The organism is Microbacterium limosum (genome assembly GCF_036324365.1).
In the GTDB taxonomy this organism is placed as follows: domain Bacteria; phylum Actinomycetota; class Actinomycetes; order Actinomycetales; family Microbacteriaceae; genus Microbacterium; species Microbacterium limosum.
Genome location: NZ_CP137080.1, coordinates 2,320,864 through 2,343,807 on the forward strand (window position 1 = coordinate 2,320,864; position 22,944 = coordinate 2,343,807).

Genomic DNA, 22,944 nt, shown 5'->3' on the forward strand with positions numbered 1-22,944 from the left:
TGTATGGCGCGCGATCGGGCCGAGGACGTCGCGGAAATCAGCGGGCCGCCACCGCCGGCGCCAGCACGGGATGCGCCGCGCCGAGGCGGTCGTTGCCGGGAGTCTCCGTCAGGCGGGCACGCAGGGAGTTCCCCGGCGCGCCGTCCCGCAGCCGGCCGCGCTCACGCAGGAGAGGCATGACGAGACGACCGAAGTCCTCGAGGTCGTTCGGCTCGAACACCGGCTCGATGAGGAAGCCGTCCAGGTCGGTGGTCGCGATGAGCGCCTCGATCTGATCGGCGATCTGCACGGGGTCGCCCACGATCCGGAAGCCGCGGGTTCCCCGGCCCCGCAGCTGGTCCAGGATCTCGCGCACGGTCGGCGCGTCCTCGCCCAGGAACCGCTCGATGTTGCTCGTGCCCATCTGGCCGACCGGGCCGCCGGCATCCATGATCTGCTGCAGCGTCCGATCGGGATCCAGCGCCAGGAGGTCGATGCCGGTGTTGCCCGCGTACAGGGAGGCGACAATCTCGTCGGTCTGCATCGCGTCGAACTCCGCCTCGTACCGACGGGCGTCCGCCTCGCTCTCCCCCACGAACACCGTCAGGCCCGCCATGAGCTTCACCCCCTGCGGGTCGCGGCCCGCCTCGCCCGCCAGCCGGCGGATGTCCGCCACCGCCGCCGCGGTGCGGGCGGGAGTCGTCGCCTGCACGAAGACGCATTCCGCGTTGCCCGCGGCGAACGCGCGGCCGGCCGGCGAGGTCCCCGCCTGGAAGAGCACGGGGGTTCGCTGGGGCGAGGGAGGCGCCCCGAAGTAGCCGCGGGAGCGGTAGTGCTCGCCCTCGAAGCTCACGCGGTGCACGCCGTCGCGCCGTGCGAAGACGCCGGATGCCGCATCGCCGACGAAGGCGTCGTCATCCCACGCCGTCTCCCAGAATCGCGACGCGAGCTCGACGTACTCGGCGGCCATCTCGTAGCGCGTGTCGTGGGGCACCATGCTTTGGTGACCGAAGACGTCGGCCACGGCGTTCTGCGACGCCCCCGTGACGATGTTCCACCCGATGCGCCCGCGAGTGAGGTGGTCGAGCGTGGCGAAGCGGCGTGCGAGCTGCACGGGGTGGTCCACGCCCGTCGACTGCGTCACGACGAATCCCAGCCGGTCGGTGTGCTGGGCGAGGATCGGGATCAGGTAGTCGGGGTCGGCGCCGGGGAAGTTGATGCCCTTCTCCACCGCGACCCGCGGAAGGTCGCCGTCGATGAGCGGGTACCCGTACCCGCCCGCGAAGAAGAGGAAGTCGAATCCGGAGTCTTCGAGGATCCTCGCCATCCGGATCCAGTACGCGGGGTCGAGATACGACAGGCCTTCGCTGCGCGGGTGCGCCCAGCTGTACGTGCCGCCCACCTGGGGACCCATGACCTCGAAGACACCGAAGTGGAGTGTCTTGCTCATGCCGCCAGCCACTCGTCGATCCTCGCCTTGGCCGTGGCCTTGACGTCCGCCGGCGCGAGCGTGGTCTCGATCGACGTCCACGCGCACGCGGCGAGCTGCTCGTCGCTCAGGCCGAGGCTGGTGCGGCACAGTTCGTACTCGGAGAGGATGTCGGGCCCGAACAGGATCGGGTCGTCGGCGTTGATCGAGCAGCGCACCCCGGCATCCAGCAGGCGGGTCAGAGGATGCTCCCCGATCTCGGCGACGACCTCCAGGAGGACGTTGGACGTGGGACACACATCGAGCGGGATGCCGCGCTCGGCCAGCTCGGCGACGAGCTCGGGGTCTTCGACCGAGCGTACGCCGTGAAGGATGCGGTCGGCGCGGAGCACATCCAACGCCTCCCGCACCGACTGCGGCCCGACGAGCTCCCCCGCGTGCGGCGTGGACTGCAGCCCCGCGGCGCGGGCGATCGCGAACGGCTCGCCGAAGTCGGCGCACGGGAATCCGCGCTCGTCCGCCGCGAGCCCGAGGGAGACGACCCCCTCGCCGGCGAAGCGCGCCGCCGAGCGGGCGACCTCGATGGCATTGTCGAGGCCGGCGGTGCGATCGATCGTGGGCATGAACCCGAAGGCCACGCCGTGCGCGGCGGAGGCGGCGCGGGCGAGGTCCAGCATCTCGGCGAGCGCCGCGTCGAGCGAGCCGTAGCGCTCGGCGTAGAACCGGGGACTGACCCCCAGCTCCAGGTACGCGACGCCCTCCTCGGCCTGGTCCTCGAAGATCTGATCCATCAGGATGCCGAGGTGGTCGTCGTGATCCATCGCCGCCAGGAGCCCCCGATAGGTCGCGCTGAACGCGGTGAACCCCTGGAAGCCGTTCGTCGGCGCGGGCTCGATGCCGAGCCTCTCGGAGAGCGCGACCAGGGTGGCCGGGCGCATCGCGGCCTCCATGTGCAGGTGCAGGTGCCCCTTGGGAAGCGCCCGCAGGTCGCGCGTCGTGGACGAGGAGGGAAGGGTGTCGCTGAGGGTCATCGGTGTCTTTCTGGCGCTCGGGGGTTGGCGGGGGGTGGGGCCGCAGGGATGGACTCCGGCCCCACCCGGATCACTCCTGCAGGCTGGCGTGCGCCGCCTCCAGGTAGCTGAGGTCGATGTAGTCCGCGGGATCCGGCAGATCGGTGTACCCGGCGGCTTCGAGACCGGGGTACATGACCTCCCGCATCAGCTCGGGGTCCATCCAGAACAGGGGGTCGCCGTACTCGCCGACGACGAGGGGCTGCTGCAGCTCGTTCTCCCGCGTCTGCTGCACGAGATCGAGGCCGAGGTCGGCGCCGAACTCGTCGACGGAGAGCTGAGCGCCCACCGCGAAGTCCTCGCCGTTCTCCTCCCACCCGCGGATCGACGCCCGCAGGAACGCCTCCATGAGATCGCCGTTCTCCTCGACGTAGGCCGAGTCGCCGTAGACGACGTTGCCGTAGAGGGGCATGCCGAGCTCGGCGTAGAGGGTGACGACGTAGTCGTCGGGCGACATCCCGTACTGCTCCTCGAGCATGATCGGCTGGTTCGTCGCGTACGCCGTGTAGGCGACGCCCTGACCCTCCACGAGGGGGGCGATGTCGAATCCGACCGGGATGAAGTCGTAGTCGGGCTCGAGCCCCGCGAGCGCGAACGCCGCGTCGTAGTTGATCTGCGTGCCCTCCTGCCCGAGCACCGTCTTGCCGACGAGGTCCTCGGCGGAGTAGACCGGATCCTCGGCGAGGGAGACGAGCGCGCCGGGGCTCTCCTGGAACAGCGCGCCGAGCGCCGTCCAGTCGTTGCCGTCGGCGAAGGTCTGCAGCCACTGCTGCGTGCTGGGCACGATGCCGAGGTCGGCATCACCGGCGGCGACCGTCGCCATCGTCGTCGGGGCGTTCGGACCGCCGCCGATCCACTCGATGTCCAGCCCCTCCTCGGCGTAGTACCCGTTGGCGTCGGCGATCCAGAATCCCGCCCACTCGACGTTCTTGATCCAGCCGAGCGAGACGCGGATGGTCGTGAGGTCCTCCGAGACCTCCGAGGAAGCCGAATCGCCCGCCGAGCCGGCGCAGCCGGCCAGAGCAAGGGAGGTGACGAGGGCGAGGGACGACGCGGCGACGAGCCGGGAGCGGCGTCGGGAGCTGATGGGGGGCATGGGACTCCTTGGTGTGGTGGGTGGAGCGGGCGAGATGGAGCGGCGGATCAGGTGACGCGAGCGTCGACACGGCGCTCCAGTGCGCGCGCTCCGACGAAGACGAGGACGGAGGCCACGGTCGCGACGAGGGCGGTGCCCCACGCGCGTTCCATGTCCATATAGCTGCGGGATTCCGAGAAGAGCGCACCGAGACCATTGGTGCCCATGAGGAACTCCGCGAGCATGGCCGCGAGCACCGCGCTGGGAGCGGTGATGCGCACCGAGATCATGAGGTTGGGCAGAGCGTGCAGGACGCCCAGGCGCGTGAGCACCTGCGCCTTGCCGGCTCCCATGACCCGGAAGAGGTCGCGACCGCTGTCGGGGATTGAGGCCAGGCCGGAGAGCGTGAAGACGAAGGCGGGGAAGAAGCAGATGAGGGCGGTGGAGGTGATCACCGCGGCATCTCCGTACCCCACGATCCGCGCGATGATCGGGATCATCGCCGTGATCGGGACCGAACGGATGACGAGGGCAGCGGGCGTCACGACGCCCGACAGCGCCGCCGACCACCAGACCGCGATGCCGGCGACGAAGCCGATCGCCGTGCCGCCGACGAGACCCCCGAGCGACACGCCGAGCGTGTACAGCACGGAGGGCACGTAGTCGCCGAACCCGACAGCGACATCGGCGATGACGAACCACGGCCGCGGCGCGACCGTCGAGGTGTACCCGTTGAGCACGATCCACAGGTCCCAGGCCACGATGATGAGGGCGATCGGCCAGAGGTGCACGAGGCCCATGGCGAGGGTGCGGAGCCTGCTCATGCGAACCTCCGGAGGGCGAGTCGTTGGAGCTGGACGAAGACGAGGTACGCCGCGAGCGACATGATCGTCGCGGCGAGAGCGGCCGCCCACAGCAGGGCCATCTGGTAGTTCTGCATGGCGCTGACCAGGACCAGCCCCAGCCCCATCGGAGCCCCGAACCATTCGCCGATCGTCGCCCCGAGCACGGCCGCGGGAGCGCTGAGCGTCAACCCGTCGAAGAAGGCCGGCACCGCTCGCGGGAGCTGGAGCCGTGTCAGGCGCCGCATCCGCCCCGAGCCGAGGACGGTGAAGACGTCCTCGTGCGCCGTGCTGGTGTGCGCGAAGCCCGACGTCATCGTGACGAACATGACGAAGCCGACACTGAGGGCGGCGATGACCATCGGGGTGTCCTCGCGCCCCACGGTCGTGATGAGGAGGGGCGCGAGAGCGATCGTCGGAACGGCGTGGAGGATCGCCGCGAACCGATCGAAGCCCGGCCGCAGCAGGGGGATCACGAGGGCGAGAGCCGCGCCGAGCACCGCGACCACGACCCCCAGGGCGAACCCCTCCGCCGCGGCGGCCAGCGTGACGAGGCTGTTGCGCCAGACGAGGCTGGCCCCGGCCGGAGTCGCGACGTACTGCGCGACGTCGGTCAGGGGCGGCCATGCCCTGCCTGCGAGCTCGAACTGCCCGATGACCTCGGCGGCGAGGATCAGCAGCACGCTGCCGACCACCCCGTACATGACCTTCATCGAGGCGCGGGCGGTCGGCCTCACGCCGCGGCGCCCTCGGCGTGATCCAGCAGAGAGGTGAGCTCGTCCACGAGCGCGTGGAACTCCGGCGAGCGGGTCGTCTCGGCATCGCGCGGACGCGGGAAGTCCACCTTCTTGACCTCCCGCACGTGCCCGGGACGGCCCGTCATGACGATGATCCGATCGGCGAGGATGAGCGCCTCGTCGACATCGTGCGTCACGAGGATCGTGGTGATCTTCTCCTCGCCCCAGATGCGGGCCAGCTCGGCGTTCATGCGACGCCTCGTCACCGCATCGAGCGCGCCGAAGGGCTCATCCAGCAGCAGCAGATCGGGGCTGAGTGCGAGGGCGCGGGCGATGGACACGCGCTGCCGCATGCCCCCCGAGAGCTGCTTGGGCCGTGCCTTCTCGAACCCGGAGAGGCCGACGAGCTCGATCAGCCCGTCCACCCGCTCGTCGTCGACCCGGCGGCCGGCGACCTTGAACGGCAGCGCGATGTTCTGCCGGACCGACGCCCACGGGAGCAGCGCGTGCTCCTGGAAGGCCACGCCCAGACGGTGCTGGCGGGCGAGCTGACGCGGGTCGGCACCGAAGACGTCGACGCTCCCGCTGGTCGCCTCATCCAGCCCCGCGGCGAGCCGGAGGACGGTGGACTTCCCGCACCCGGACGGCCCGATGATCGCGACGAACTCGGCCTCTGCGATCTCGATGTCGACGTTCGCGAGCGCCTGCAGGGTCTTGCCGCGCCCGAGCGCGAAGGACTTGTCGGCTCCTCGGATGGCGACGGCCGGACGGGGCTCCGCATCGTCCGGGGCCGGGATCCCGCTTCGCGCCGGCAGAGCGGTGGGTGCGGTGAGAGTTGCAGCAGACGCCATCGGAGGGCTCCGTTCGGTCGGGCGTTCCTGATCGAGGCACCCGAGGCGCTTGCTGCTCCGCCCGAGTGAATTGGTTAGTTCAACCGTAGGAATCTCCTGTTTCGGTCGCGTGACGCGATCGTGCGCACCTTGTTACGTTCTGAGCCCCCCGCACGGCGCGGCAGGATGGAGCAATGGCAAGAGCTGACTTCTCCCGGATCACCGAGGCCGACCTGCGCGAGGCGGGGAGCCTGAAGTGGACGATGTTCCCCGACACCATCGGCGCGTTCGTCGCGGAGATGGACTTCGGCGTCGCACCCGCCGTCGCCGACGCCCTCAAGGAGGCCGTCGACCGCGGCGAGACCGGCTACCTCACGCCGAAGCGGGGAGCGCAGCTGGCGACCGCGGCATCCCGGTGGTATTCGACGTCGTACGGATGGGATGTCCCGCCGGAGCGCGTCCACCACATCCCCGACGTCATCGCCGCGTTCGAGCTGGCCATCGAGAAGTTCACACCGGCGGGGTCCCCCGTCATCGTTCCGACGCCCGCCTACATGCCCTTCCTCTTCGTGCCGCAGCTGCGGGGCCGGGAGGTCATCCAGATCCCCGGCGTGCTGGTCGACGGCCGCATGGGGATGGATCTCGACGCGATCGGACGCGCGTTCGACGACGGCGCCGGCATGCTCGTCCTGTGCAACCCGCACAACCCCCTCGGCACGGTGTTCACCCGCGCCGAGCTCGAGGCCGTCGCGGCGCTGGTGGAGGCGAAGGGCGGACGGGTGTTCTCCGACGAGATCCACGCACCGCTCGTCTACGCTCCGGCGCGCCACATCCCCTACGCCTCGGTGTCGCCGGCGGCGGCGGGCCACACGATCACGGCGGCATCGGCATCCAAGGCCTGGAACCTCGCTGGACTCAAGTGCGCACAGCTCATCCTCTCCAACGACGAGGATGCCGCGGCGTGGGAGAAGCTCGGGATGCGGGCCGGCGTCGGCACCTCGACCCTCGGGGTGATCGCGAACATCGCCGCCTACGAGCACGGCCGGGGATGGCTGGAGGAGGTCACCGCCTATCTGGACGAGAACCGCCGGACACTCGTGGCCGACCTCGCCGCGGCGGCGCCCCTCGCCCGCGTGACGGTGCCCGAGGGCACGTACATCGCCCTCATCGACTTCCGCGCCTATGGGCTCGAGGGAGATCTCGGCGCGTGGTTCCGGGAGCACGCGAGGGTGGCGATGACCGACGGGGCCGCCTGCGGCGAAGCGGCAGCCGGTCACTGCCGCTTCGTGTTCGCGATGCCGCGCCCGCTCCTGCGCGAGGCCGTCGCCCGCATCGGCGCCGCCCTCGAAGCCCTGTCGTCGAGGCCGATCCCCGCGGCCGAGGGATGAGAAGCGTCTCATTTCCACATAGAGGTCATGCGGCCGCGGATTGACCGAAATCCGCGGATTGGGAGAGACTTGCGCTGCACACCCGAGCGCATGGAGCCCTAATCGGATGAGAACGGGCTCATCTTTCAGGAGGCCGATGACCACGCCGTCGAAGTCGCCCCCCATCCCCCACGATGACGACGCCGCGGGAGGAGCCGTTCCCGCGCTCGCACCGCCCTCTCCCCGGCCCCGGACGGCCCTCGCCCTCTACTACGGCACCGACCCCCACCGGCTGAGGGCCTCGCTCGCACGCAGCGTCCCCACCGACGCTCTGGGCCGGTCGACACGCCATGTCCTCCTGGCCCTCACCGGGGTCCCCGATCCCGGTGACACCGACGGCATCCTCCCGAGGGACGAGAAGATCGCCTGCGCCGTACGCGAGCGCGCCCGCGGCAGGCCCGGGAAAGCGCTGGAGATCCTCCGCGAACACGTCGCGGTGCAGCGCGCCTCCGCCACCGTCGACGACTCGGACGGGTGGCATCCCTTCCTCGCCCTGCTCCGCGGCAGCACGGCTATGTTCGCCGGCGACCTCGTCGATGCACAGGCCCATCTCACTCGCGCACGCATGTGGCACGTCGCGCCGGAGCTGCGCATCATCCACCGGCACGCCCACGCCCTCTCCGCCCTGCTGCACGCCGTGGTCGGCAACCGCGCGGTGGCGCTCGGCGAACTGAAGACGCTCGATCAGGTCCCCGTCACCGGGTCCTGGGTCGAGGCGGAGATCGCCGCGGCGAAGTCCCTGTGCCTCTCCGCGCTCGAGGCCGGCGACATCGACCGCCGCACCTCCCCGTCGATGCCCCTGTCGGATCTCCGGGAGCTCTGGCCCTTCGCCGCCCTCGTCTACACGCAGCCGCATCTGGAGCAGGGACACTTCGTGGATGTCGAGGCGACGCTCGAGAGCATCGAACGGGCCGGCTGGCCCGGAGTGGACACCAGCGACGGGCTCCCGGGGTCGGTGGTGCCGCTCCTGAGAGCCGGCATCGCCCGCGCGCGAGGAGACCTGCTCGGCGCCGCGCGGGCTCTCGGCCGCGCGGATCCGCGCTGCGGGGAAACCCGGTCGGCGCGGACCCTGCTGCTCCTCGACACCGGCGAGCTCGGCCGCGCACGAGACTCCGCCGAGGAACTCCTCCGACGCGCGACCGGGATGCGGCGTATACGCCTCACCGCCCTCGGCATCCTCGCGGCGTGCGCGCTCCGCACGAAGGACTCGGACGCGGCAGACCACCATCTCGGGGCGCTCTGTTCGCAGTCCATGCCCCTCAGCCCCAGCGAGTTCGGCCTCCTGCCCGCCGACGTCGCGGCGGCGCTGGATGACCGGGCGTCGTCGCCCACAGTCGAGTCGCCGGGCGAATCGAACCCGGGCGCCGTCACTCCCGGAGAGCGTGCGCTTCTCACGCTGCTCGAGACCGGGGCCACCCGCGCCGAGATCGCTGCGGCTCTCTTCGTCTCGGTGAACACCGTCAAGACCAGGCTCCGTCTGCTCTACCGCAAGCTCGGCGCGTCGTCCGCGGCCGAGGCCCTTGCCCATGCACACCGCCGCGGCGACCTCTGAGCGGATCGGGCCCGCTCACCGGGGTGAAGGTCGGGTGAGGCAGCGGTTTTTCGTCGGCTGCGCCGGCCGCTCCGTCTACCGTGGGGGTGCGAGGTCTATCGCCCGCCACCGTCGTCCCCAGCGACGGGTGCCGACGCAGTCCCCAATGCCCGGTGCACGGCGGGTCCTCGCGCTCGGGCCCCCTCGAGACGCTCGTTCCCCAAGAGCGCGTCTCGAGGGGGCCACCTCGAGCAGCCGCGGACCCGAACCGCTTCCCCCGCGGCTTCCTCGAGGTGGACAGCATGGGCGGCGCGCTTCCGGGAATGGTCTTCCACGGGATCTCGCGGGGCTGCCGCGGAGACGACGACCTCACTCTCTCCCAGCTGGCGGCCGCGGTGCGGACGGCGAGTGCGACGGTCGCCCGGCGCACGGGCGCTACGCTCGGCCAGAATAGGCTCCTGGACGCGCACCTCCCGGCCGACTGGGCGCTCGCGTCGGCCGTCTGCGCGGGCGCCGACGGCGCCACCGCGCTCGATCAGGCGGACCGTCTCGCGGGCGCGACGGCTCCTATCATCTGATCCCGCGGGGGTGGGGGCTGCCGGCCCGATACCACCCGAATCGACAGCCCCCGCACGTGACCGGCACGAGTCGAAGCCTGCTCCCCCAAGAGCCTCGGCCTTTCGTGATGTCAGTCCTATTCAAGCGGATATGACGCCGCGATCGCACCACCCGCCGTGAACGGATCAGCCGAGCTGCTTCTGCGCCCGCTTGACGGCGCGCCGGAACTTCTTGCTCGCACGCTTGCGGATCTTCTTCACCGTGCGGTCGTTCCACACCGACCCGGCGGCGTCGCGGACGGCGTCGTACTGCGCACGTCCCTGACGGGAACCGGCGAGGAACGAGGCGATCACGATGACCGTGAGCGCGGCGAGGATGAATGCCTTCTTCATGACGGAGTGTCCTTCCTGAGGCGGTCCGACCACGCTAGGTGGCGGGCGCCCGGCGCCGCGGGGGCTGGCGGATGCCACCCGGATGCGCTACACCGCGCAGCGGGTGCGGCTCACCCCAGGCCGCTCAGCCGGTGGAAGCGCTGCTGCTGATAGACGAGGGGATGGGCGTCGTGGTCCACGCTCAGGCCATGCACCTGCATCACGACGATGCGGTGGTCGCCCGCCGGGGTGGTCGAGAGCACCTCGCAGTCGAGCCACATCGTGGAGCCGTCGACGAAGAGAGCCCCGGCATCCGTCGCCGTCGTGGACAGCCCGGCGAACCGGTCGCGGCTGCGGGAGGCGAGCTGGAGGCAGGCGTCGGCGTGATCCCCGCCGAGGATCGACACCCCCAGCCGGCCCGCGCCCTCGAGCACGGGCCAGGTGGTGGAGGCGTTCTGCACCGAGAACATGACCATCGCGGGGCTGTAGGACACGCCCACCGAGAACGACGACGCGACCATGCCGACTGGGGACCCGTCGACCACGGCGCAGATCGCCGCGACGCCGGAGGGGAAGCGTCCGAACGCCCCCCGCACATGCGCGGGCTCGTCGCTTACGGCTGTCAGGGATCGAGACGGCGGCACGGTCTGTGCGGGGTGCTCGACGAGATCGGAAACGAAGCTCATGGGCAGACTCCTTCGACGGATGGCGCACGGGGCGACCAGGCGATCCGGTGGGGATCGCACCGACGGAGGACAGCCGAGCCGCATCTGCCGGTACGCACCGGTGGGAAAGATGCCCCCGAGGTCTTGTGTCTCGGATGGGTCCACAGCGGCTCACGCTGCCCCGCCAGTATGTCCGCGAGCGATTACGCCACCGTGACCCCGAGGTAACGGGAGTGTTGCGCGGTCACCGCGCCTCGTCGAGCACCGTCTTCATCTCAGGCATCCCGAACTGGTCGGCGATCTGCGCGGCCGTCGGCACGCTGAGATCCGGATCGCCTCCGGCTCCGAGGAGGGCGCGCAGCGTATCGACATCGCGGCGGAACACGGCGCACGCGATCGCCGTCTGACCCGCCTGGTTGACCGCGTTCACATCCGCTCCGCGCCGAAGGAGATCGGCGACCGTCTCGCTGTGCTCGGCGTACGTGGCGACGATGAGCAGCGTGTCCCCCCGCGCGTTGCGCGTGTTCACGGGCACACCGGCGTCGATCATCTCGGCCAGCGGGCCGGTACGTCCTTCGCGCGCAAGTGCGAACGTGCCGTCGATGACCTCAGCGCTCAGGTGCGCCCCGGGGTTGCCGTCGCTCATCGTGCCATTCTGGCGCCCCGCCGCGTGCGGTGCATCCCGGCGCCCGATCGCCGACCGCGTTGTGCGCAGGGGGCCCGCGGAGTATCGTCCCCGGCATCCACGATGATGTGGATGAAATCTGGGGTTGGGGAACGCCATGGTCGGATTCACGGTGCATGCGGAGCGCGCGCGGAGGAGCGCGCCAGAGGCGACACGACGCTCGGCGCCGCCGTTCGAGCCCTCGCGACGGCCGTTCGTGCCGCGGATGCTGTGGGGGACGGGGCAGGAACGCTGCGCCGAATGCGGCAGCACGCTGAGCCCGGGGGCGGCCTACCGCCTGTCCGCCAGAGCGGTGTACTGCTCGCCCGAGCACGCGGAGCGGGATCTGCGAAGCTGAACTCGCCCTCCCGGCGCTCATTCCGCAGTACGCACGCGTTCAGCGTCTCTTCACGCAGATGAAACATCCGGGGTTGGCATATCCTGCAAGCTTGCTGAATACTGGAACCCGGAGGGGGGCTGATCCGCTGGGGGTCTTGGCCGGCTGGGCTTCATGTTTCCCCGAGACCGTCGAAGTGGGGGCTTCTTGGTCTCAGTGCATACATCACGGTGACCACATACGCAGACCAAGGGAATACACAACATGAAGCTCACGATGAAGAAGGCAGCCGCCGCATTCGCCCTGGCCGGTGCCCTCGCGCTGGGCGCCCCTGCTGCTGCCAGCGCCTACGTCCCGAGCGGCAGCATCAGCGGCCCGTCGACCGTCGCACCCGGCGGTACCGGCACGTTCAGCTTCGCCGCCGGAGTCTTCGACCCGGGCGCCACCGTCACCTTCACGATCACGGGTGAAGGCGCGAGCGGGGTTACCCTCGCGTCGATCGTCAAGACCGCGATCGAGACGAAGAGCTACACGAAGCCCGCCAACGCGGACGGGTCCGCGTCGGTGCAGGTGACCCTGCACCCGCAGGCGACGGGCACCTACACGCTCACGGCGACCGACGGCAACGTCTCCACGCCCAACATCACGATCACCGCAGCGGCCGCCGCCGGCGGCTCGGGCGGCGACGCCCTGCCCGACACCGGCACCGACAGCGCGCTCATGCTCGGCCTCTGGGTCGGCGGCGGTGCCCTGCTGCTCGCCGGTGGCGCGATCGTCGTCGCCACGACCGTCCGCCGTCAGCGCCAGCACGCGGCCTGACACCGGCTCCACGAAGGCCCCGCACCGCTACGGCGTGCGGGGCCTTCGTCGTGCGCGGCGGGCGCCGCCGCCGGGATAGGATTCCGGCAACCCGGCAACGACGCCTCCCACGACCCGCGGAGGGCGAATGCACACATCGTACGAGCAGCGGCGACGTCCTGCGTCACAGGTCTCGCGCGGACTCGCGGTGGGCACGCTCGTCATCTATGTCGCGACCCTCGGTCTCATCGCCCTGTGGCCGACCCACGTCGACGCACCGTTCTCCCCGCACATCGCATGGCTCCTCGAACGCGTGCCCCTCCTGACATACAACCGTCTCGAGTTCGCCGCGAACATTCTCCTGTTCGTGCCCTTAGGCTTCCTGCTCGCGGTGCTGGTGGCACCCCGCTGGCGATGGACGATCCCGCTCGCCGCCCTCGCGGTGTCGGCCCTCATCGAGGGGTGGCAGGCGCTCGGGCCCGGCCGCACGTCGACGCTGCTGGATGTCGCGGCGAATGCCGCCGGGGGCGTGCTGGGGCTCGTGATCGCCCTGATCGCCCTTCCCCGTCGCCGATGATCCTCAGACGCCGGATGCCGCGACCGTCGAGATCAGGGGCACCGTTCCCGGGCTGGCCGTGACGAGGATCGGCTTATGATCGGACAGCCCCTGTGGGAGCGTGCGCACGCCCTCGATGTCGAACCCGACCGAGGTCGCGAAGTCGTAGTGACCGCGGAAGAACCGGTAACGGGTGTAGGTGCGGGCATCGCTGAGGTTCAGTTCGTACCCCTGCTCCCTCACCTTCTGCCCGAGGTTCTCCTTGAAGACCGGGTAGTTGTAGTCGCCGACCATGAGGGCCGGTAGCCCGGGGCCCATCTTCTCGAGCTCGACGAGCGCGGTACGGATCTGGTGTCGGCGAAGCGAGTTGAGTGCCGTGAGCGGGGCCGCGTGGAAGGAGGCGACGACGATCTCTCGACCCGCGTCGATGTCCAGCAGGCGCACTCCCAGCACGCGTTCCTCGGCCGGCTTGAGCACGCGATCGTGCAGGGACTTCTTCACCGCCAGCGCGCGCACATCCAGCGCCCGGAACCCGTTCGCGCGGTAGTACACGGCGAGCCCCAGCCGGTTGCGCGCCGTGGCCTCCGCGAGACGAAGCCCGTGGACCTCGTGCGGGATGCCTGTCGAGTCGCACTCCTGAAGACACAGCACGTCCGGATCGTGCCGGTCGGCGAGCGACGCCAGCTCGCGGGCGGCCCGGTGCTTGCGGAGGTTGTACGAGATGACTCTCATGGCATATCGAGCGTACGCCCACGTCGTTACGGCGAGGTGTCTCGGCCGCGTCCGGTCGGCCTTTCACCGCCGCCTCCCAGGCCGCGGCTTCCTGGGGTGCGGCAAGAAGGCTGTCTGCCGGACGAGGCTCGAGCGGCGTAGCATCACTATCGAGAGAGTTATCCTCGGCGACCACTATCCCCCCTGTGCCGCCGAACGCACTTTCGATTGCCCTCTACGGACACCTGCGTTTCCCCCCGACGCACCGTAGGGGGCGTTCTTCATTCCGCATGTTCGCCCGGAACCGCGTGTCGCTGCCCGCCAACTCGACATGTGGCGCCATTTCTCCTTAAAATGCTGACGGGGAGAGAATTCTCCGGTTGGCGCTGTCCCCAGCAGCGTGCGCGACACGGTCCCCAACGCGTCGCCCGCAACCGACTCTCCCGCAGTGGCCCCCTCGAGATGCCCGTTCCCCAAGAGTGCATCCCGAGGGGGCCACCTTCGTCAGCGCAGGGCGCTCGCGCGCGTCGACGCCGGCCATTCGAACAGCCACCCGACCAGAGGCGCCCGCGTGCGCAGCATGGCGAAGAGCGTCCCGACCACCATCGCGGCGCCGACTCCGATCATCCAGACCGCCCACGCCGCCCTCCACCCCGCCGCCGCGATGAGGAGCGAGTCGAGCATCCAGATGAGCGTGTAGTGGGTCACGTAGAACACGATCGAATTCCGCCCCACGTACTCGACCGGCATCGGCGCTCGGCCGAGCGCCTTCCCCGGCAGTACCGTCGCCACAGCGACGATGAGGCCCACGACCCCCCACGCGTAGGCCGGTTCGTAGCGCACCTGAACGCCGGCGACGCTCATCGCCGATACGGCGACAGCGGCCGCCAGACCGGCACCGACGGCGAGCCTGCGGATCGGCGCCGACCATCGCACCGGTCCCCTCCTCGACCACGCCCACCCGAGCAGGAAGAAGGCGAGGAGGAACAAGAAGCGCGACATCCGGTAGTCCTCGGGCGCGAAGCCCGAGGCGAGCATGGCCACAAGAGCCGGCCACAGGGGCGGGACTCCCGCGCGTGCCAGCAACCACGCGAGCGCGTAGTACGCCAGCAGGAACCACAGATACCAGAGGTAGGTGGGCGGGAAGAGGAGAATGTTGGGCACGAGCGAGAGCGTGAATGTCCCCGTGACGACGAGGAAGATGACCGACCACAGCAGGTAGGGCCAGCCGATCGCACGAAGCTTCCCCATGGCGTAGGCGCGGGTCGGCTTGGACAGCGCTCGCGGGACCAGGATGCCGGAGAGGAACATCAGTAGCGGCATCCGGAACGGCGAGACGATGTCGTCGAATGCGCTCAGCGCAGGTGGCACCGTGAGCCCGAAGTCCGCCACCCACGTCATGGAATGGTGCATCACGACGAGGAGGATGGCGACCCCCCGAGCCTGATCCATCCACCGCAAACGCTCCCCCAGCGCCCCCATGCCCCCAGCCTACGGACAACCCTCGCGTTACGGAAGGTTTGACCCTTCCGTGAGGTGAGGGTGACAGGGATTCACCCCAGTTCGCGCCGTGCGCGCGTCTGGGCCGCGCGTTCCGCGAGGAGATCTGATGCGGGGTAGCCCACCTCGGCCAGGGTGAGTCCCCGGGCGGCGAGCACCGGAAAGGCGCTCGATCGAGTCCTCTCGTCGCGAAGGCGCGCGGCATCCTCGACGTCCAGGCGCCCCTCTCCGATCGCCGCGCACACGCCGACGAGGGCGCGCACCATGCTGTGGCAGAAGGCGTCGGCCCGCACCTCGGCCTCGAGCACGCCGTCGGGCAGTCTCCGCCAGGTGTAGTCCAGCAGTGTCCGGATCGTCGTGGCCCCCTCTCGGGGGCGGCAGTAGGCCGCGAAGTCATGAAGCCCTCGAAGGCTGGATGCCGCGGCATCCATCGCAGCCGCGTCGAGCGACGCCCGCACCGAGGTGGTGTCATGACGGCGGAGCGGATCGTAGCCGGAGGCCGCATCGGCGATGCGGTAGACGTAGCGCCTCCAGACGGGCGAGAAGCGGGCGTCGAACCCCTCGGGGGCCGCGGTCGCGGCGCGCACCGTCACGTCGGAGTACGCCCCGAGCACCCCCCGGAGGCGATGCGCGAGCTGATCGAGCGGGGGACGCGTGTCACGAGGGCGGTGGAGTCGCTCGATGTCATCGGGGGCGACATCGACGTGCGCGACCTGCCCTGTGGCGTGCACGCCGGCATCCGTGCGTCCGGCAACGACCAGGCGCGGCGCGGCCGGGCTGCGCAGCACCCGCTGCAGCGCGGTCTCGAGCGCTCCCTGCACCGTCCGCAGTCCGGGCTGGCGCGCCCACCCGGCGAAGTGCGTGCCGTCGTAGGCGATGTCGAGGCGGATCCGCACGCCGCCAGCCTACTTGCGCTTGCCCGACCCGCCGCATGCTTCCGCCCGGCGGGTATCCCCCGGTGTCGGCAAGGACGACGAGGCCCATCGCGCGTGCGCCCGCGTCCTCATGCCTGCGGTCGATGCGGTGGCGAGGGCGCTGCGGATCGTCGGCCCCTGACTTGTGTCCTGTCCGCACGTGAGGCAGGGTGAGAGATGCCGTGCGCGGGCGCGTGACACGGCAGGGGCTGGGGGGGACGCATGGTGGGGCATGCTTGCGCGAGCGCGGGTGGGGACCGATGAGGTTCCGCCGTCTGCTGTACCTCGCGACGTTCCTGATGGTGCCGGCGCTCAGCGCCGTCACGCCCCTCATCGCCATCCCGGCGATCACGAGCACTGCGGGCGCGCGCGGGTGGGAGGCCTACGCGCTCGGCCTATCGATCGGATCCGCGGCATGCGTCATCATCGAGCTGGGCTGGCCGCTGACCGGACCCCAGCGGGTCGCCGCGGAGCCGCCGGGACGGCGCTGGGCGACCCTGGTCTCGTCGGTGCGCACTCGACTGCTGGCCTTGCTGGTGCTCGCTCCGCTGGCCGTGCTCGTGGCGATCGCGCTCACCCGGATCACCGGCGCGTCCTACACGATCACGGCGGCCCTCATGGCGGCTACGAGCGCCGCGACGGGCCTGTCGGGCAACTGGTACTTCACCGGCGTCGGGCGCCCGCTGCGCATCCTCACCTCCGACGCGCTTCCGCGTGCGCTCCTCGTCGTCGCAGGATCGATCGCGGTCGTGAACGGGGCGCCGCTGCAGACGATCCCCGCGGCGTTCCTCATCGCCGTCCTCTTCAGCCCCATCGCGAGCCTCCTGCTGGCGCGTCACGAACGGGAAGGGCCGACGCGTTTCCGCCTGCGCGACGATATCGCCACGATACGAGGTCAGCTGACCGCGATGAGCGGGCGGTCGATCGCCGCGCTGTACGCCGCGCTGCCCATCACGCTCGTGGGGATCTTCGCCCCCTCCGCGCTGGCCGCGTTCGCCGCTGTGGAGCGGCTCATGCGGATGTCGCTGACGATTCTGCAGGCCGTTCCCAACGCCCTGCAGAACTGGCTCGGCCAGGCGCGCGACCCCGCCGAGATCCGCCATCGCGTGCTCACCGTGATCAAGCTGAACTTGGCGCTGGGCCTCGTGTGCGGCGTCGGCTTCGCGGTGCTCGCCCCATGGATCAGCTCGATCCTGTTCACGGGCACGGTGGTGGTCGATCCGCTGCTCGCCGCGGCGTCCGGCACCGTCCTCGCCCTGGTCTGTCTGACCCGCGCCACGGGTCCCCTCGGCCTCATCCGATACCGGAAGATCCACGCGGTGACGATCTCCGCCGCGGCCGCCGCCGCCGTGGGCGTGCCCGCCATCTGCGTCCTCGCGGTGTTCTACGGAGCCGTGGGGGCGACCCTCGGCGGGGTCCTCGCCGAGACGACGGCGGCTGTGGTGCAGATCGTGGTGCTCGCGCGCGTCATGCGTCGGCGCACCTGAGCGGTCCGGTCGGGCTCAGGGCTGCGGCTCGACATTGCCGGCGGCGTCGGCACCATCACGCCGAGCGGGCGCGGGGTCGGCGACGCTCGCTCGCCAGCTTCCCATGACCTGCGCGTGCTCGTCGCCGCGCCGGACGACACGGCCGATGACGAGCGCGACTCCCACACCCACGGCCAGCCAGACGACGAGCACGAGAGCGACAACGACCAGGAATTCCACGCGTACCCGCCCTCGAGACCCTCGCGGATCCGAGCGGACCAGCGCCGTCATCCTATCGGCCGAACCCGATCACGGTGGTGAACCCGCGCCCAACCCTCTAGCATGGGAAGAGTTGGCCGCCTGGGGAGGGGGCCGCGTCGGGGAGTATCGAGACACGTCTGGGGGCGTTCGATGGCATACGGGGGCAACTGGGAAGGCGGACGCGTCGTCGTCCGTTCGGAGACGGTGGATTCCGAGCCCGCCCGCACCCAGACTGCGGGCCCGGCCGAACCGGTGGTTGCGCCCGCCGGCGGCGGGGGACGCCGCATCAGCCGGCGCGACGCGCTGCGTCTCGGCTTGTTCGGGCTCGGCGGCGTGATCATCGGAGGGCTCGGCGGGTTCGCCCTCGGCCGCTCGACGGCTCCGTCGGCGACCGCACCGCACCCCGTGAGCGGTGCGCCGGAGCGCGCCGGGCTGGCATCCGCCTCCTTCCCGATCACGATCGGCGCCGACGCGCGCTCGCTCGTCGACAGCGAAGGCCGCCACTTCCTCTACCTCGCCGACACCCCCTGGAACGCCATCAGCCGGATGACGCGCGAGTCGTTCACCACGCTCGCCACCGCGCGCAGTGAAGGCGGATTCACCGCCCTGCAGATGTCGGTGCTCGACTTCGACCCCCGGGCGCAGAACGCATACGGCGAGCGCCCCTTCGCCGAGCGCGGCGACCTTGCGGAGCCGCTGAGGGGCGAAGCCGACTATTGGACGCACGTCGAGTGGTGCGTCGACGAGTGCGCCCGCCTGGGACTGGTGGCCTGCCTCGTCCCGAGCTGGTACGGCGGATGGGGCGACGCGTGGCGGGGGTACGTCACCGAGGACAACGCCGCCGCCTACGGCACCTTCCTGGCGGACCTCCTGGGTGACCGCCCCAACGTGTGGTGGCTGCTCGGCGGCGACAACGATCCGACCGACGAGGGCGAGGCCACGTCGGGCGTCCCGGGCGGCCTCTCGCGCGGTCCGGTGGTCGCGGCGACCATCCAGATGGGCCGAGCGCTCTACGAGGGACAGTCCGTTCCTCAGCTGATGTCCTATCACACGGCCCGCGAGATGACCGTCGAGGAGCACTTCGGCGACGAGGCGTGGTATCAGCTGTCGGCGGCGTACAGCGGCGCCGACTCAGCACCGTTCGTCCGCGCGGAGTTCGACCGCAGCACCGTGCGCCCCGTCATCCTGTGGGAGTCCTACTACGACGGCCGTGACAGGGAACCCCTCCTCGACCGCCGGGAGGTGCGCGGTCAGGCCTACCACGCCTTCCTATCCGGCGCCGCGGGCGCCGCATACGGCCACGAGGACGTCTGGCCGGTGACCGAGGAGTGGCCGGCGGCGCTGGCGGCCGGCTCCGCGGAGGACGTCAGCGTGCTCAGCACCCTGCTCGCCGCTTTCGTGCCCGGCGTGCTCGAGCCGCTCGGCCCCGAGTCGGGACTGCTTCCCGACGGCCATGGCACCCCGGGCACCGCTTCGGCCGTGGCCGTGGCCGCGCTGCCGGACGGGGCGGGCGCAATGGCCTACTTCGGCGAGCCGCGCTCGACCATCAGGATCGACACCACCGCTCTCGATGCCGACGCCACCTTCGCCATCCGCTGGTTCGATCCGGCGACGGGAGAGGAGTTCTTCGTCGCAGACGACCGTGCCGGCGAGGACGTCGTCGTGAGCTGGCCCTCGACCTGGAGCGACGCAGTTCTGCTCGTGCGGCGCTGACCTCGGCGGCTGGGGCGCCGCCGGCGGCGCGGGGAGGGGGGATGCGCCGCCGGCGACGGTTCTAGGAGACGAGCGCGTCGCTACGACGCCCCGCCATCGCCTCGTACAACGCGATGGACGTCTCGCCCAACCGCGCGTCGGAGAGTCTTTCGCGCTGTACCTCGATCGCCCGCTCCGCCATCCGATCACGCTCGGCCCGATCGCTCACGAGGCGGGCGACGGCGGCGGTGAGCGCGGCGGTGTCGTCGCACAGCAGCCCGGTCTCGCCGGGGATGACGACATCGCGGTTGCCGACGATGTCGGTCGCGACCGCCGGCAACCCCATCACCTGGGCCTCCATGAGCGAGATCGGCATGCCCTCCCAGCGGGACGGGAAGAGGAAGACGTCGGATGCCGCGAGCCGCGCCACGACGTCGGTATGCGCCAGCCACCCCGTCACGGTCACGGGGGCATCGCCGATCCACCGGCGGCGCTCCTCCGGCGTCCCGTCCCCGATCCAGACGAACTCCGCCTGTCCGCCGAGGCTCCGTGCGATCTCGGCGAAGCGGTCGGGCGCCTTCTGCTCCATGAGTCGTCCCGATGCGATCACAACGGGTCGCCCCGCGGAGCCTGCCGCTCGAGGCAGCCCCGCGACGGGGATTCCGTTCTGCAGAACATGCACGTCGCCACCTGAGCGCCCGAGCCGTTCCCGCGTCACGCGCGCCTCGGAGTCGGACACCAGGATCAGCCCGTCGCAACGGGAGCGCAGCGCCCGTTCGACCGCCGCCGCAGCGCGGTTGGAGAAGGCCGGGCCATCCCCGCGAAGGAACGCCCAGCCGTGCGGCGAGTAGGCGATGACGTCCGCCTGCCGCCGGATGGCGGGAGAGAGGCGCCCCGCGAACCCCGCGAACGTCGAGTGCAGGTGCACGACATCGACACCGTCGCGGGTCGCGACGATGGCGGCGCGACGCAGCCCGTCGATGGCGCGGATCCGACCGCGGTAGGGCACCTCGATCCGCGTGACCTCGGCGGGGAAGCGCTCTACGAGCTGCGCCTCCGGCGGCACGGCCGGCTTCCGCGGGTACACGACGACGACGTCGTGCCCCAGCGCAGCCTGCTTCGCCGACAGCGCAGCGACCGCGGCGAGCACGCCCCCCACGAGCGTCTCCGTGACGTGGACGATCTTCACCGGGACTCCTTCACGACGGCATCCGCTCGCTCTTCGCCGTCGCGGCGAACAGCGCCAGGAAGAGGGGCAGCTGGGGCGTGATGTGCCTCAGATACGAGCCGTAGTCGGGTTCGAACGCCGTCTGCACCATGAGGAACGCAAGCAGGAATGCCAGCGGCAGCACGGCGCCGGTGCGCGTGCCGACGATGAAGCGGATCCTGCCGATCGCGAGCGCCCAGCACACCGCCATGAACGTGCCCGCCAGCAACTGCACGACATCGCCCGAGAAGATCATCCAGACGGGGAACGCGATCCACAGCATCATCGCGACGGCGTTCACCCACTGCGTAGGGATCGCCAGGCCCGGCACGAGGTCGTCCAGCTGCGTCGAGCGATCGTAGTCGAGCACCGTGTTGATGTCCGTGCGGAAGAACGTGAACGGCACGCCCATCACGAACTGGAATGCCACGACGAGGGCGAGAAAACCGACGAGGATCACCGGAATGAGCATCCACGCCGACTTCACGGCGGGAAGTACGAACCGGAACACGAGATAGAGCGCCACGACGAGGTACCAGTACTGGCGTACGTACGTGGCGTACAGGAGGGCGAGCGCGATCCAGGCGACCTCGAGCTTCCACGAGCGCCGCGCGGCAAGGAGCAGGATCGCCAACGGGAGGACGAAGAACTCCTTCGAATACTGCGAGAGATATACGCCGCCAAGAAGGAGCGAGCCCGCCGCGAGGCCGATCGCGGGGAAGGACATGCGCGGAATCGTGCGCCACCCGACGGCTACCACGACCGCCGCGGCGAAGACGAGGTAGGCGAGGATCGGGAACACCTCGGGGATCGACCCGAGGCCCGTCACCCGGTAGAGCCAGCCGGTGGTTCCATAGGAGCTCGGCCCGTCCGACTGCAGCTCCCCGGTGATGAATCTGCGGATGATGAACTCGTCGAGGAAGAGCTTCGCGGGAAGCATCGAGTGGCTCCGCCACGCGATGAAGGCCCCCGCGACGAGCGCGACGCTCACGAGCCAGTACTTCACGGCATCCAGCGGCATGCCGCTTCGAGCATCGTGCAGGGGGGCGCGGGTGGGCTCCCTGACGAGGCTCATGCGACACGCTCGACAGGCGCCGCCTCGGCCGGGACCACGCCCGCGGCCTCCCGGACGAGGGCGGAGAGGGTGTCGGCGGATGCCGCCCAGTCGAAGGCGCGCACCCCTTCCCGTCCTGCCCGGGCGAGCTCGTCCCGCATCCCGGCGTCGCCGTGGAGCTGCGCCACGGCCGCGGCCAGCGCCGCCGGGTCGCCGGCGGGCACGAGCAGCGACCCGCCGATCGCGCTCGCGAGCTCGGTCTGTCCCGGCACCCGCGTGACGATGCTCGGGGTGCCCGCCGCGGCCGACTCGATGATCTTGAACGGAGACACGCCGGTGGCGCTCGCCGCAACGTCGTGCCGCGTCGCCAGGGTCATCTCGGCACGGGCGGCGGCACGGGCCACCTCGTGCTTGGGACGCCGCCCCAGGTACGTCACGCGTGCGTCGTCGCACGCGCGCACGGCGGGCGCCATCTGCCCGTCGCCGATGACGTGGAGATCGAGGTCGCTCGGCCATGAGGGGTCGGCGAGCGCATCGAGGATCGTGTCGATGCCCTGCCACGACGCCATGTTCCCGAAGAACAGCGCGTGGGGCGGCGTCGAGGCGCCGCCGTCCCGTTCTGCCCGCGCACGCTCCGCATCGAACTGCGCGACGTCCGCGCCGTTGGGGATGACGGTGACGCAGTCCCGGCCGTCGTCGCGGACGCTCGCGACCCATTCGGCGAGCCCCTCGCTCGGCGTGACGATGCGCGTCGCCTGCCGGATCGAGGACAGCGCCAGACGGGTGAACCAGGGTGCGCGACGCGTCCACGGATTCGAGTCGTACATGTCGTCGAGGTTGCCCTGCACGAAGATCACCAGCGGCAGCCCGCGGCGCGTGAACCGGCCGCTCACGAGCGCCACGAACGGGCTCCAGCGCGCGAGCAGGACACCTCGGGGCCGGATCATCCGCCCCCGGACCACCACGGAGGCGAGCCGGAAGATCTTCCGCAATGCTCCCGGCACCCACCGCGGCCCCTCGCGCCAGACCGTGACGACGCGCACGCGGAAGTGCGGATCGGCCAGCCGAGCGAGGGTCCCCCGCGTGTGAGCGCCGGCCGCCGTGTAGTCGGCCGCCAACTCGGCGCAGAAAAGTGTGAGCGGCAAACCGCCCGGAGCGCTAGCGCCCTCGATCGTCCCCAACGATCGCATGACTCATCCCCCATCATGAGTGTGCGTGGGCCCCATGCTAGCCACCTCGGGCCCACCTTGCGCAACGTCTTCGCGCAAAT

General features: G+C 70.7%; 23 protein-coding genes. 7 read left to right on the forward strand and 16 right to left on the reverse strand.

Going from position 1 to position 22,944, the window contains the following annotated elements; translation table 11 throughout:
- Positions 1-37: 37 nt before the first annotated feature.
- The 6 genes from RYJ27_RS11210 to RYJ27_RS11235 all read right to left on the reverse strand — a co-directional run bounded on the left by RYJ27_RS11210 (position 38) and on the right by RYJ27_RS11235 (position 5,983).
- Positions 38-1,429, reverse strand: coding sequence for an NtaA/DmoA family FMN-dependent monooxygenase (locus RYJ27_RS11210; RefSeq protein ID WP_330170384.1), 1,392 nt, complete (start codon positions 1,427-1,429; stop codon positions 38-40).
- On the reverse strand, positions 1,426-2,439 hold the full coding sequence (add, locus tag RYJ27_RS11215) for an adenosine deaminase (RefSeq protein ID WP_330170385.1): 1,014 nt from the start codon (positions 2,437-2,439) through the stop codon (positions 1,426-1,428). The genes RYJ27_RS11210 and add overlap by 4 nt, the downstream gene beginning before the upstream one ends.
- A gap of 70 nt (positions 2,440-2,509) precedes the next feature.
- Positions 2,510-3,574, reverse strand: a complete 1,065-nt coding sequence (locus tag RYJ27_RS11220; RefSeq protein WP_330170386.1) for an ABC transporter substrate-binding protein — start codon at positions 3,572-3,574, stop codon at positions 2,510-2,512.
- 47 nt (positions 3,575-3,621) lie between these two features.
- Positions 3,622-4,377 (reverse strand): ABC transporter permease, encoded by a 756-nt coding sequence (locus RYJ27_RS11225; protein WP_330170387.1) that lies wholly within the window; start codon positions 4,375-4,377, stop codon positions 3,622-3,624.
- The gene (locus RYJ27_RS11230; RefSeq protein ID WP_330170388.1) at positions 4,374-5,132 is read right to left on the reverse strand and encodes an ABC transporter permease; all 759 of its coding nucleotides are present in this window, start codon (positions 5,130-5,132) and stop codon (positions 4,374-4,376) included. Before RYJ27_RS11230 ends, RYJ27_RS11225 begins: the two co-directional genes overlap by 4 nt.
- Entirely contained in the window at positions 5,129-5,983 is an 855-nt protein-coding gene (locus RYJ27_RS11235; protein ID WP_330170389.1) for an ABC transporter ATP-binding protein, read from the reverse strand. The genes RYJ27_RS11230 and RYJ27_RS11235 overlap by 4 nt, the downstream gene beginning before the upstream one ends.
- A 173-nt stretch (positions 5,984-6,156) precedes the next feature.
- Between RYJ27_RS11235 and RYJ27_RS11240 the strand changes: the two genes are divergently transcribed.
- The 3 genes from RYJ27_RS11240 to RYJ27_RS11250 all read left to right on the forward strand — a co-directional run bounded on the left by RYJ27_RS11240 (position 6,157) and on the right by RYJ27_RS11250 (position 9,498).
- Positions 6,157-7,350, forward strand: coding sequence for a MalY/PatB family protein (locus RYJ27_RS11240; RefSeq protein WP_330170390.1), 1,194 nt, complete (start codon positions 6,157-6,159; stop codon positions 7,348-7,350).
- A gap of 136 nt (positions 7,351-7,486) precedes the next feature.
- A complete protein-coding gene (locus RYJ27_RS11245) occupies positions 7,487-8,941 on the forward strand; it encodes a helix-turn-helix transcriptional regulator (RefSeq protein WP_330170391.1) in 1,455 nt (484 codons plus the stop codon).
- Between the two features lie 281 nt (positions 8,942-9,222).
- Positions 9,223-9,498, forward strand: coding sequence for a DAK2 domain-containing protein (locus RYJ27_RS11250; protein WP_330170392.1), 276 nt, complete (start codon positions 9,223-9,225; stop codon positions 9,496-9,498).
- A gap of 165 nt (positions 9,499-9,663) precedes the next feature.
- On the opposite strand, the gene RYJ27_RS11255 is transcribed toward RYJ27_RS11250, so the two are convergent.
- The 3 genes from RYJ27_RS11255 to RYJ27_RS11265 all read right to left on the reverse strand — a co-directional run bounded on the left by RYJ27_RS11255 (position 9,664) and on the right by RYJ27_RS11265 (position 11,160).
- Positions 9,664-9,870 carry a hypothetical protein gene (locus RYJ27_RS11255; protein ID WP_330170393.1) on the reverse strand — a complete coding sequence of 69 codons (207 nt, stop codon included), beginning with the start codon at positions 9,868-9,870 and terminating at the stop codon, positions 9,664-9,666.
- 110 nt (positions 9,871-9,980) lie between these two features.
- Positions 9,981-10,535: a flavin reductase family protein gene (locus RYJ27_RS11260; RefSeq protein WP_330170394.1), complete on the reverse strand. Its 555-nt coding sequence runs from the start codon at positions 10,533-10,535 to the stop codon at positions 9,981-9,983.
- Between the two features lie 223 nt (positions 10,536-10,758).
- Positions 10,759-11,160: an ankyrin repeat domain-containing protein gene (locus tag RYJ27_RS11265; protein WP_330170395.1), complete on the reverse strand. Its 402-nt coding sequence runs from the start codon at positions 11,158-11,160 to the stop codon at positions 10,759-10,761.
- 631 nt (positions 11,161-11,791) lie between these two features.
- On the opposite strand from RYJ27_RS11265, the gene RYJ27_RS11270 reads away from it, so the two are divergent.
- Together RYJ27_RS11270 and RYJ27_RS11275 are read left to right on the forward strand one after the other, a co-directional pair.
- The gene (locus RYJ27_RS11270) at positions 11,792-12,334 is read left to right on the forward strand and encodes a hypothetical protein (RefSeq protein ID WP_330170396.1); all 543 of its coding nucleotides are present in this window, start codon (positions 11,792-11,794) and stop codon (positions 12,332-12,334) included.
- Positions 12,335-12,461: 127 nt separating this feature from the next.
- Positions 12,462-12,890 carry a VanZ family protein gene (locus RYJ27_RS11275; RefSeq protein ID WP_330170397.1) on the forward strand — a complete coding sequence of 143 codons (429 nt, stop codon included), beginning with the start codon at positions 12,462-12,464 and terminating at the stop codon, positions 12,888-12,890.
- 3 nt (positions 12,891-12,893) lie between these two features.
- Here the strand turns inward: RYJ27_RS11275 and RYJ27_RS11280 are convergent, their stop codons facing one another.
- From RYJ27_RS11280 to truA, 3 genes are all read right to left on the reverse strand, one after another.
- A complete protein-coding gene (locus tag RYJ27_RS11280) occupies positions 12,894-13,601 on the reverse strand; it encodes an endonuclease/exonuclease/phosphatase family protein (protein WP_330170398.1) in 708 nt (235 codons plus the stop codon).
- 483 nt (positions 13,602-14,084) lie between these two features.
- The gene (locus RYJ27_RS11285; protein ID WP_330170399.1) at positions 14,085-15,032 is read right to left on the reverse strand and encodes an acyltransferase; all 948 of its coding nucleotides are present in this window, start codon (positions 15,030-15,032) and stop codon (positions 14,085-14,087) included.
- 101 nt (positions 15,033-15,133) lie between these two features.
- Positions 15,134-15,976: a tRNA pseudouridine(38-40) synthase TruA gene (gene truA / locus RYJ27_RS11290; RefSeq protein WP_330170400.1), complete on the reverse strand. Its 843-nt coding sequence runs from the start codon at positions 15,974-15,976 to the stop codon at positions 15,134-15,136.
- Positions 15,977-16,254: 278 nt separating this feature from the next.
- On the opposite strand from truA, the gene RYJ27_RS11295 reads away from it, so the two are divergent.
- Positions 16,255-17,481, forward strand: coding sequence for a hypothetical protein (locus RYJ27_RS11295; protein ID WP_330170401.1), 1,227 nt, complete (start codon positions 16,255-16,257; stop codon positions 17,479-17,481).
- Between the two features lie 15 nt (positions 17,482-17,496).
- Here RYJ27_RS11295 and RYJ27_RS11300 read toward each other — a convergent pair whose 3' ends face one another.
- Positions 17,497-17,700 carry a hypothetical protein gene (locus tag RYJ27_RS11300; RefSeq protein ID WP_330170402.1) on the reverse strand — a complete coding sequence of 68 codons (204 nt, stop codon included), beginning with the start codon at positions 17,698-17,700 and terminating at the stop codon, positions 17,497-17,499.
- A 171-nt stretch (positions 17,701-17,871) separates the two neighbouring features.
- Here RYJ27_RS11300 and RYJ27_RS11305 point away from each other — a divergent pair, with 171 nt between their 5' ends.
- On the forward strand, positions 17,872-19,434 hold the full coding sequence (locus RYJ27_RS11305) for an apiosidase-like domain-containing protein (RefSeq protein WP_330170403.1): 1,563 nt from the start codon (positions 17,872-17,874) through the stop codon (positions 19,432-19,434).
- Positions 19,435-19,495: 61 nt separating this feature from the next.
- Here the strand turns inward: RYJ27_RS11305 and RYJ27_RS11310 are convergent, their stop codons facing one another.
- The 3 genes from RYJ27_RS11310 to RYJ27_RS11320 are packed head-to-tail and all read right to left on the reverse strand — an operon-like array spanning position 19,496 to position 22,819.
- Entirely contained in the window at positions 19,496-20,602 is a 1,107-nt protein-coding gene (locus RYJ27_RS11310) for a glycosyltransferase (protein WP_330170404.1), read from the reverse strand.
- Positions 20,603-20,612: 10 nt separating this feature from the next.
- Positions 20,613-21,695 (reverse strand): hypothetical protein, encoded by a 1,083-nt coding sequence (locus tag RYJ27_RS11315; RefSeq protein ID WP_330170405.1) that lies wholly within the window; start codon positions 21,693-21,695, stop codon positions 20,613-20,615.
- Positions 21,692-22,819: a glycosyltransferase family 4 protein gene (locus RYJ27_RS11320; RefSeq protein ID WP_330170406.1), complete on the reverse strand. Its 1,128-nt coding sequence runs from the start codon at positions 22,817-22,819 to the stop codon at positions 21,692-21,694. The genes RYJ27_RS11315 and RYJ27_RS11320 overlap by 4 nt, the downstream gene beginning before the upstream one ends.
- Positions 22,820-22,944: the final 125 nt, after the last annotated feature.

Bases quoted from the DNA above. Each gene is read 5' to 3' on its own strand.
- RYJ27_RS11210 (WP_330170384.1), bottom strand. From the start codon at position 1,429: ATGAGCAAGACACTCCACTTCGGTGTCTTCGAGGTCATGGGTCCCCAG.
- add (WP_330170385.1), bottom strand. From the start codon at position 2,439: ATGACCCTCAGCGACACCCTTCCCTCCTCGTCCACGACGCGCGACCTG.
- RYJ27_RS11220 (WP_330170386.1), bottom strand. From the start codon at position 3,574: ATGCCCCCCATCAGCTCCCGACGCCGCTCCCGGCTCGTCGCCGCGTCG.
- RYJ27_RS11225 (WP_330170387.1), bottom strand. From the start codon at position 4,377: ATGAGCAGGCTCCGCACCCTCGCCATGGGCCTCGTGCACCTCTGGCCG.
- RYJ27_RS11235 (WP_330170389.1), bottom strand. From the start codon at position 5,983: ATGGCGTCTGCTGCAACTCTCACCGCACCCACCGCTCTGCCGGCGCGA.
- RYJ27_RS11240 (WP_330170390.1), top strand. From the start codon at position 6,157: ATGGCAAGAGCTGACTTCTCCCGGATCACCGAGGCCGACCTGCGCGAG.
- RYJ27_RS11245 (WP_330170391.1), top strand. From the start codon at position 7,487: ATGACCACGCCGTCGAAGTCGCCCCCCATCCCCCACGATGACGACGCC.
- RYJ27_RS11250 (WP_330170392.1), top strand. From the start codon at position 9,223: ATGGGCGGCGCGCTTCCGGGAATGGTCTTCCACGGGATCTCGCGGGGC.
- RYJ27_RS11255 (WP_330170393.1), bottom strand. From the start codon at position 9,870: ATGAAGAAGGCATTCATCCTCGCCGCGCTCACGGTCATCGTGATCGCC.
- RYJ27_RS11260 (WP_330170394.1), bottom strand. From the start codon at position 10,535: ATGAGCTTCGTTTCCGATCTCGTCGAGCACCCCGCACAGACCGTGCCG.
- RYJ27_RS11265 (WP_330170395.1), bottom strand. From the start codon at position 11,160: ATGAGCGACGGCAACCCCGGGGCGCACCTGAGCGCTGAGGTCATCGAC.
- RYJ27_RS11270 (WP_330170396.1), top strand. From the start codon at position 11,792: ATGAAGAAGGCAGCCGCCGCATTCGCCCTGGCCGGTGCCCTCGCGCTG.
- RYJ27_RS11275 (WP_330170397.1), top strand. From the start codon at position 12,462: ATGCACACATCGTACGAGCAGCGGCGACGTCCTGCGTCACAGGTCTCG.
- RYJ27_RS11280 (WP_330170398.1), bottom strand. From the start codon at position 13,601: ATGAGAGTCATCTCGTACAACCTCCGCAAGCACCGGGCCGCCCGCGAG.
- RYJ27_RS11285 (WP_330170399.1), bottom strand. From the start codon at position 15,032: ATGGATCAGGCTCGGGGGGTCGCCATCCTCCTCGTCGTGATGCACCAT.
- RYJ27_RS11295 (WP_330170401.1), top strand. From the start codon at position 16,255: ATGAGGTTCCGCCGTCTGCTGTACCTCGCGACGTTCCTGATGGTGCCG.
- RYJ27_RS11305 (WP_330170403.1), top strand. From the start codon at position 17,872: ATGGCATACGGGGGCAACTGGGAAGGCGGACGCGTCGTCGTCCGTTCG.
- RYJ27_RS11315 (WP_330170405.1), bottom strand. From the start codon at position 21,695: ATGAGCCTCGTCAGGGAGCCCACCCGCGCCCCCCTGCACGATGCTCGA.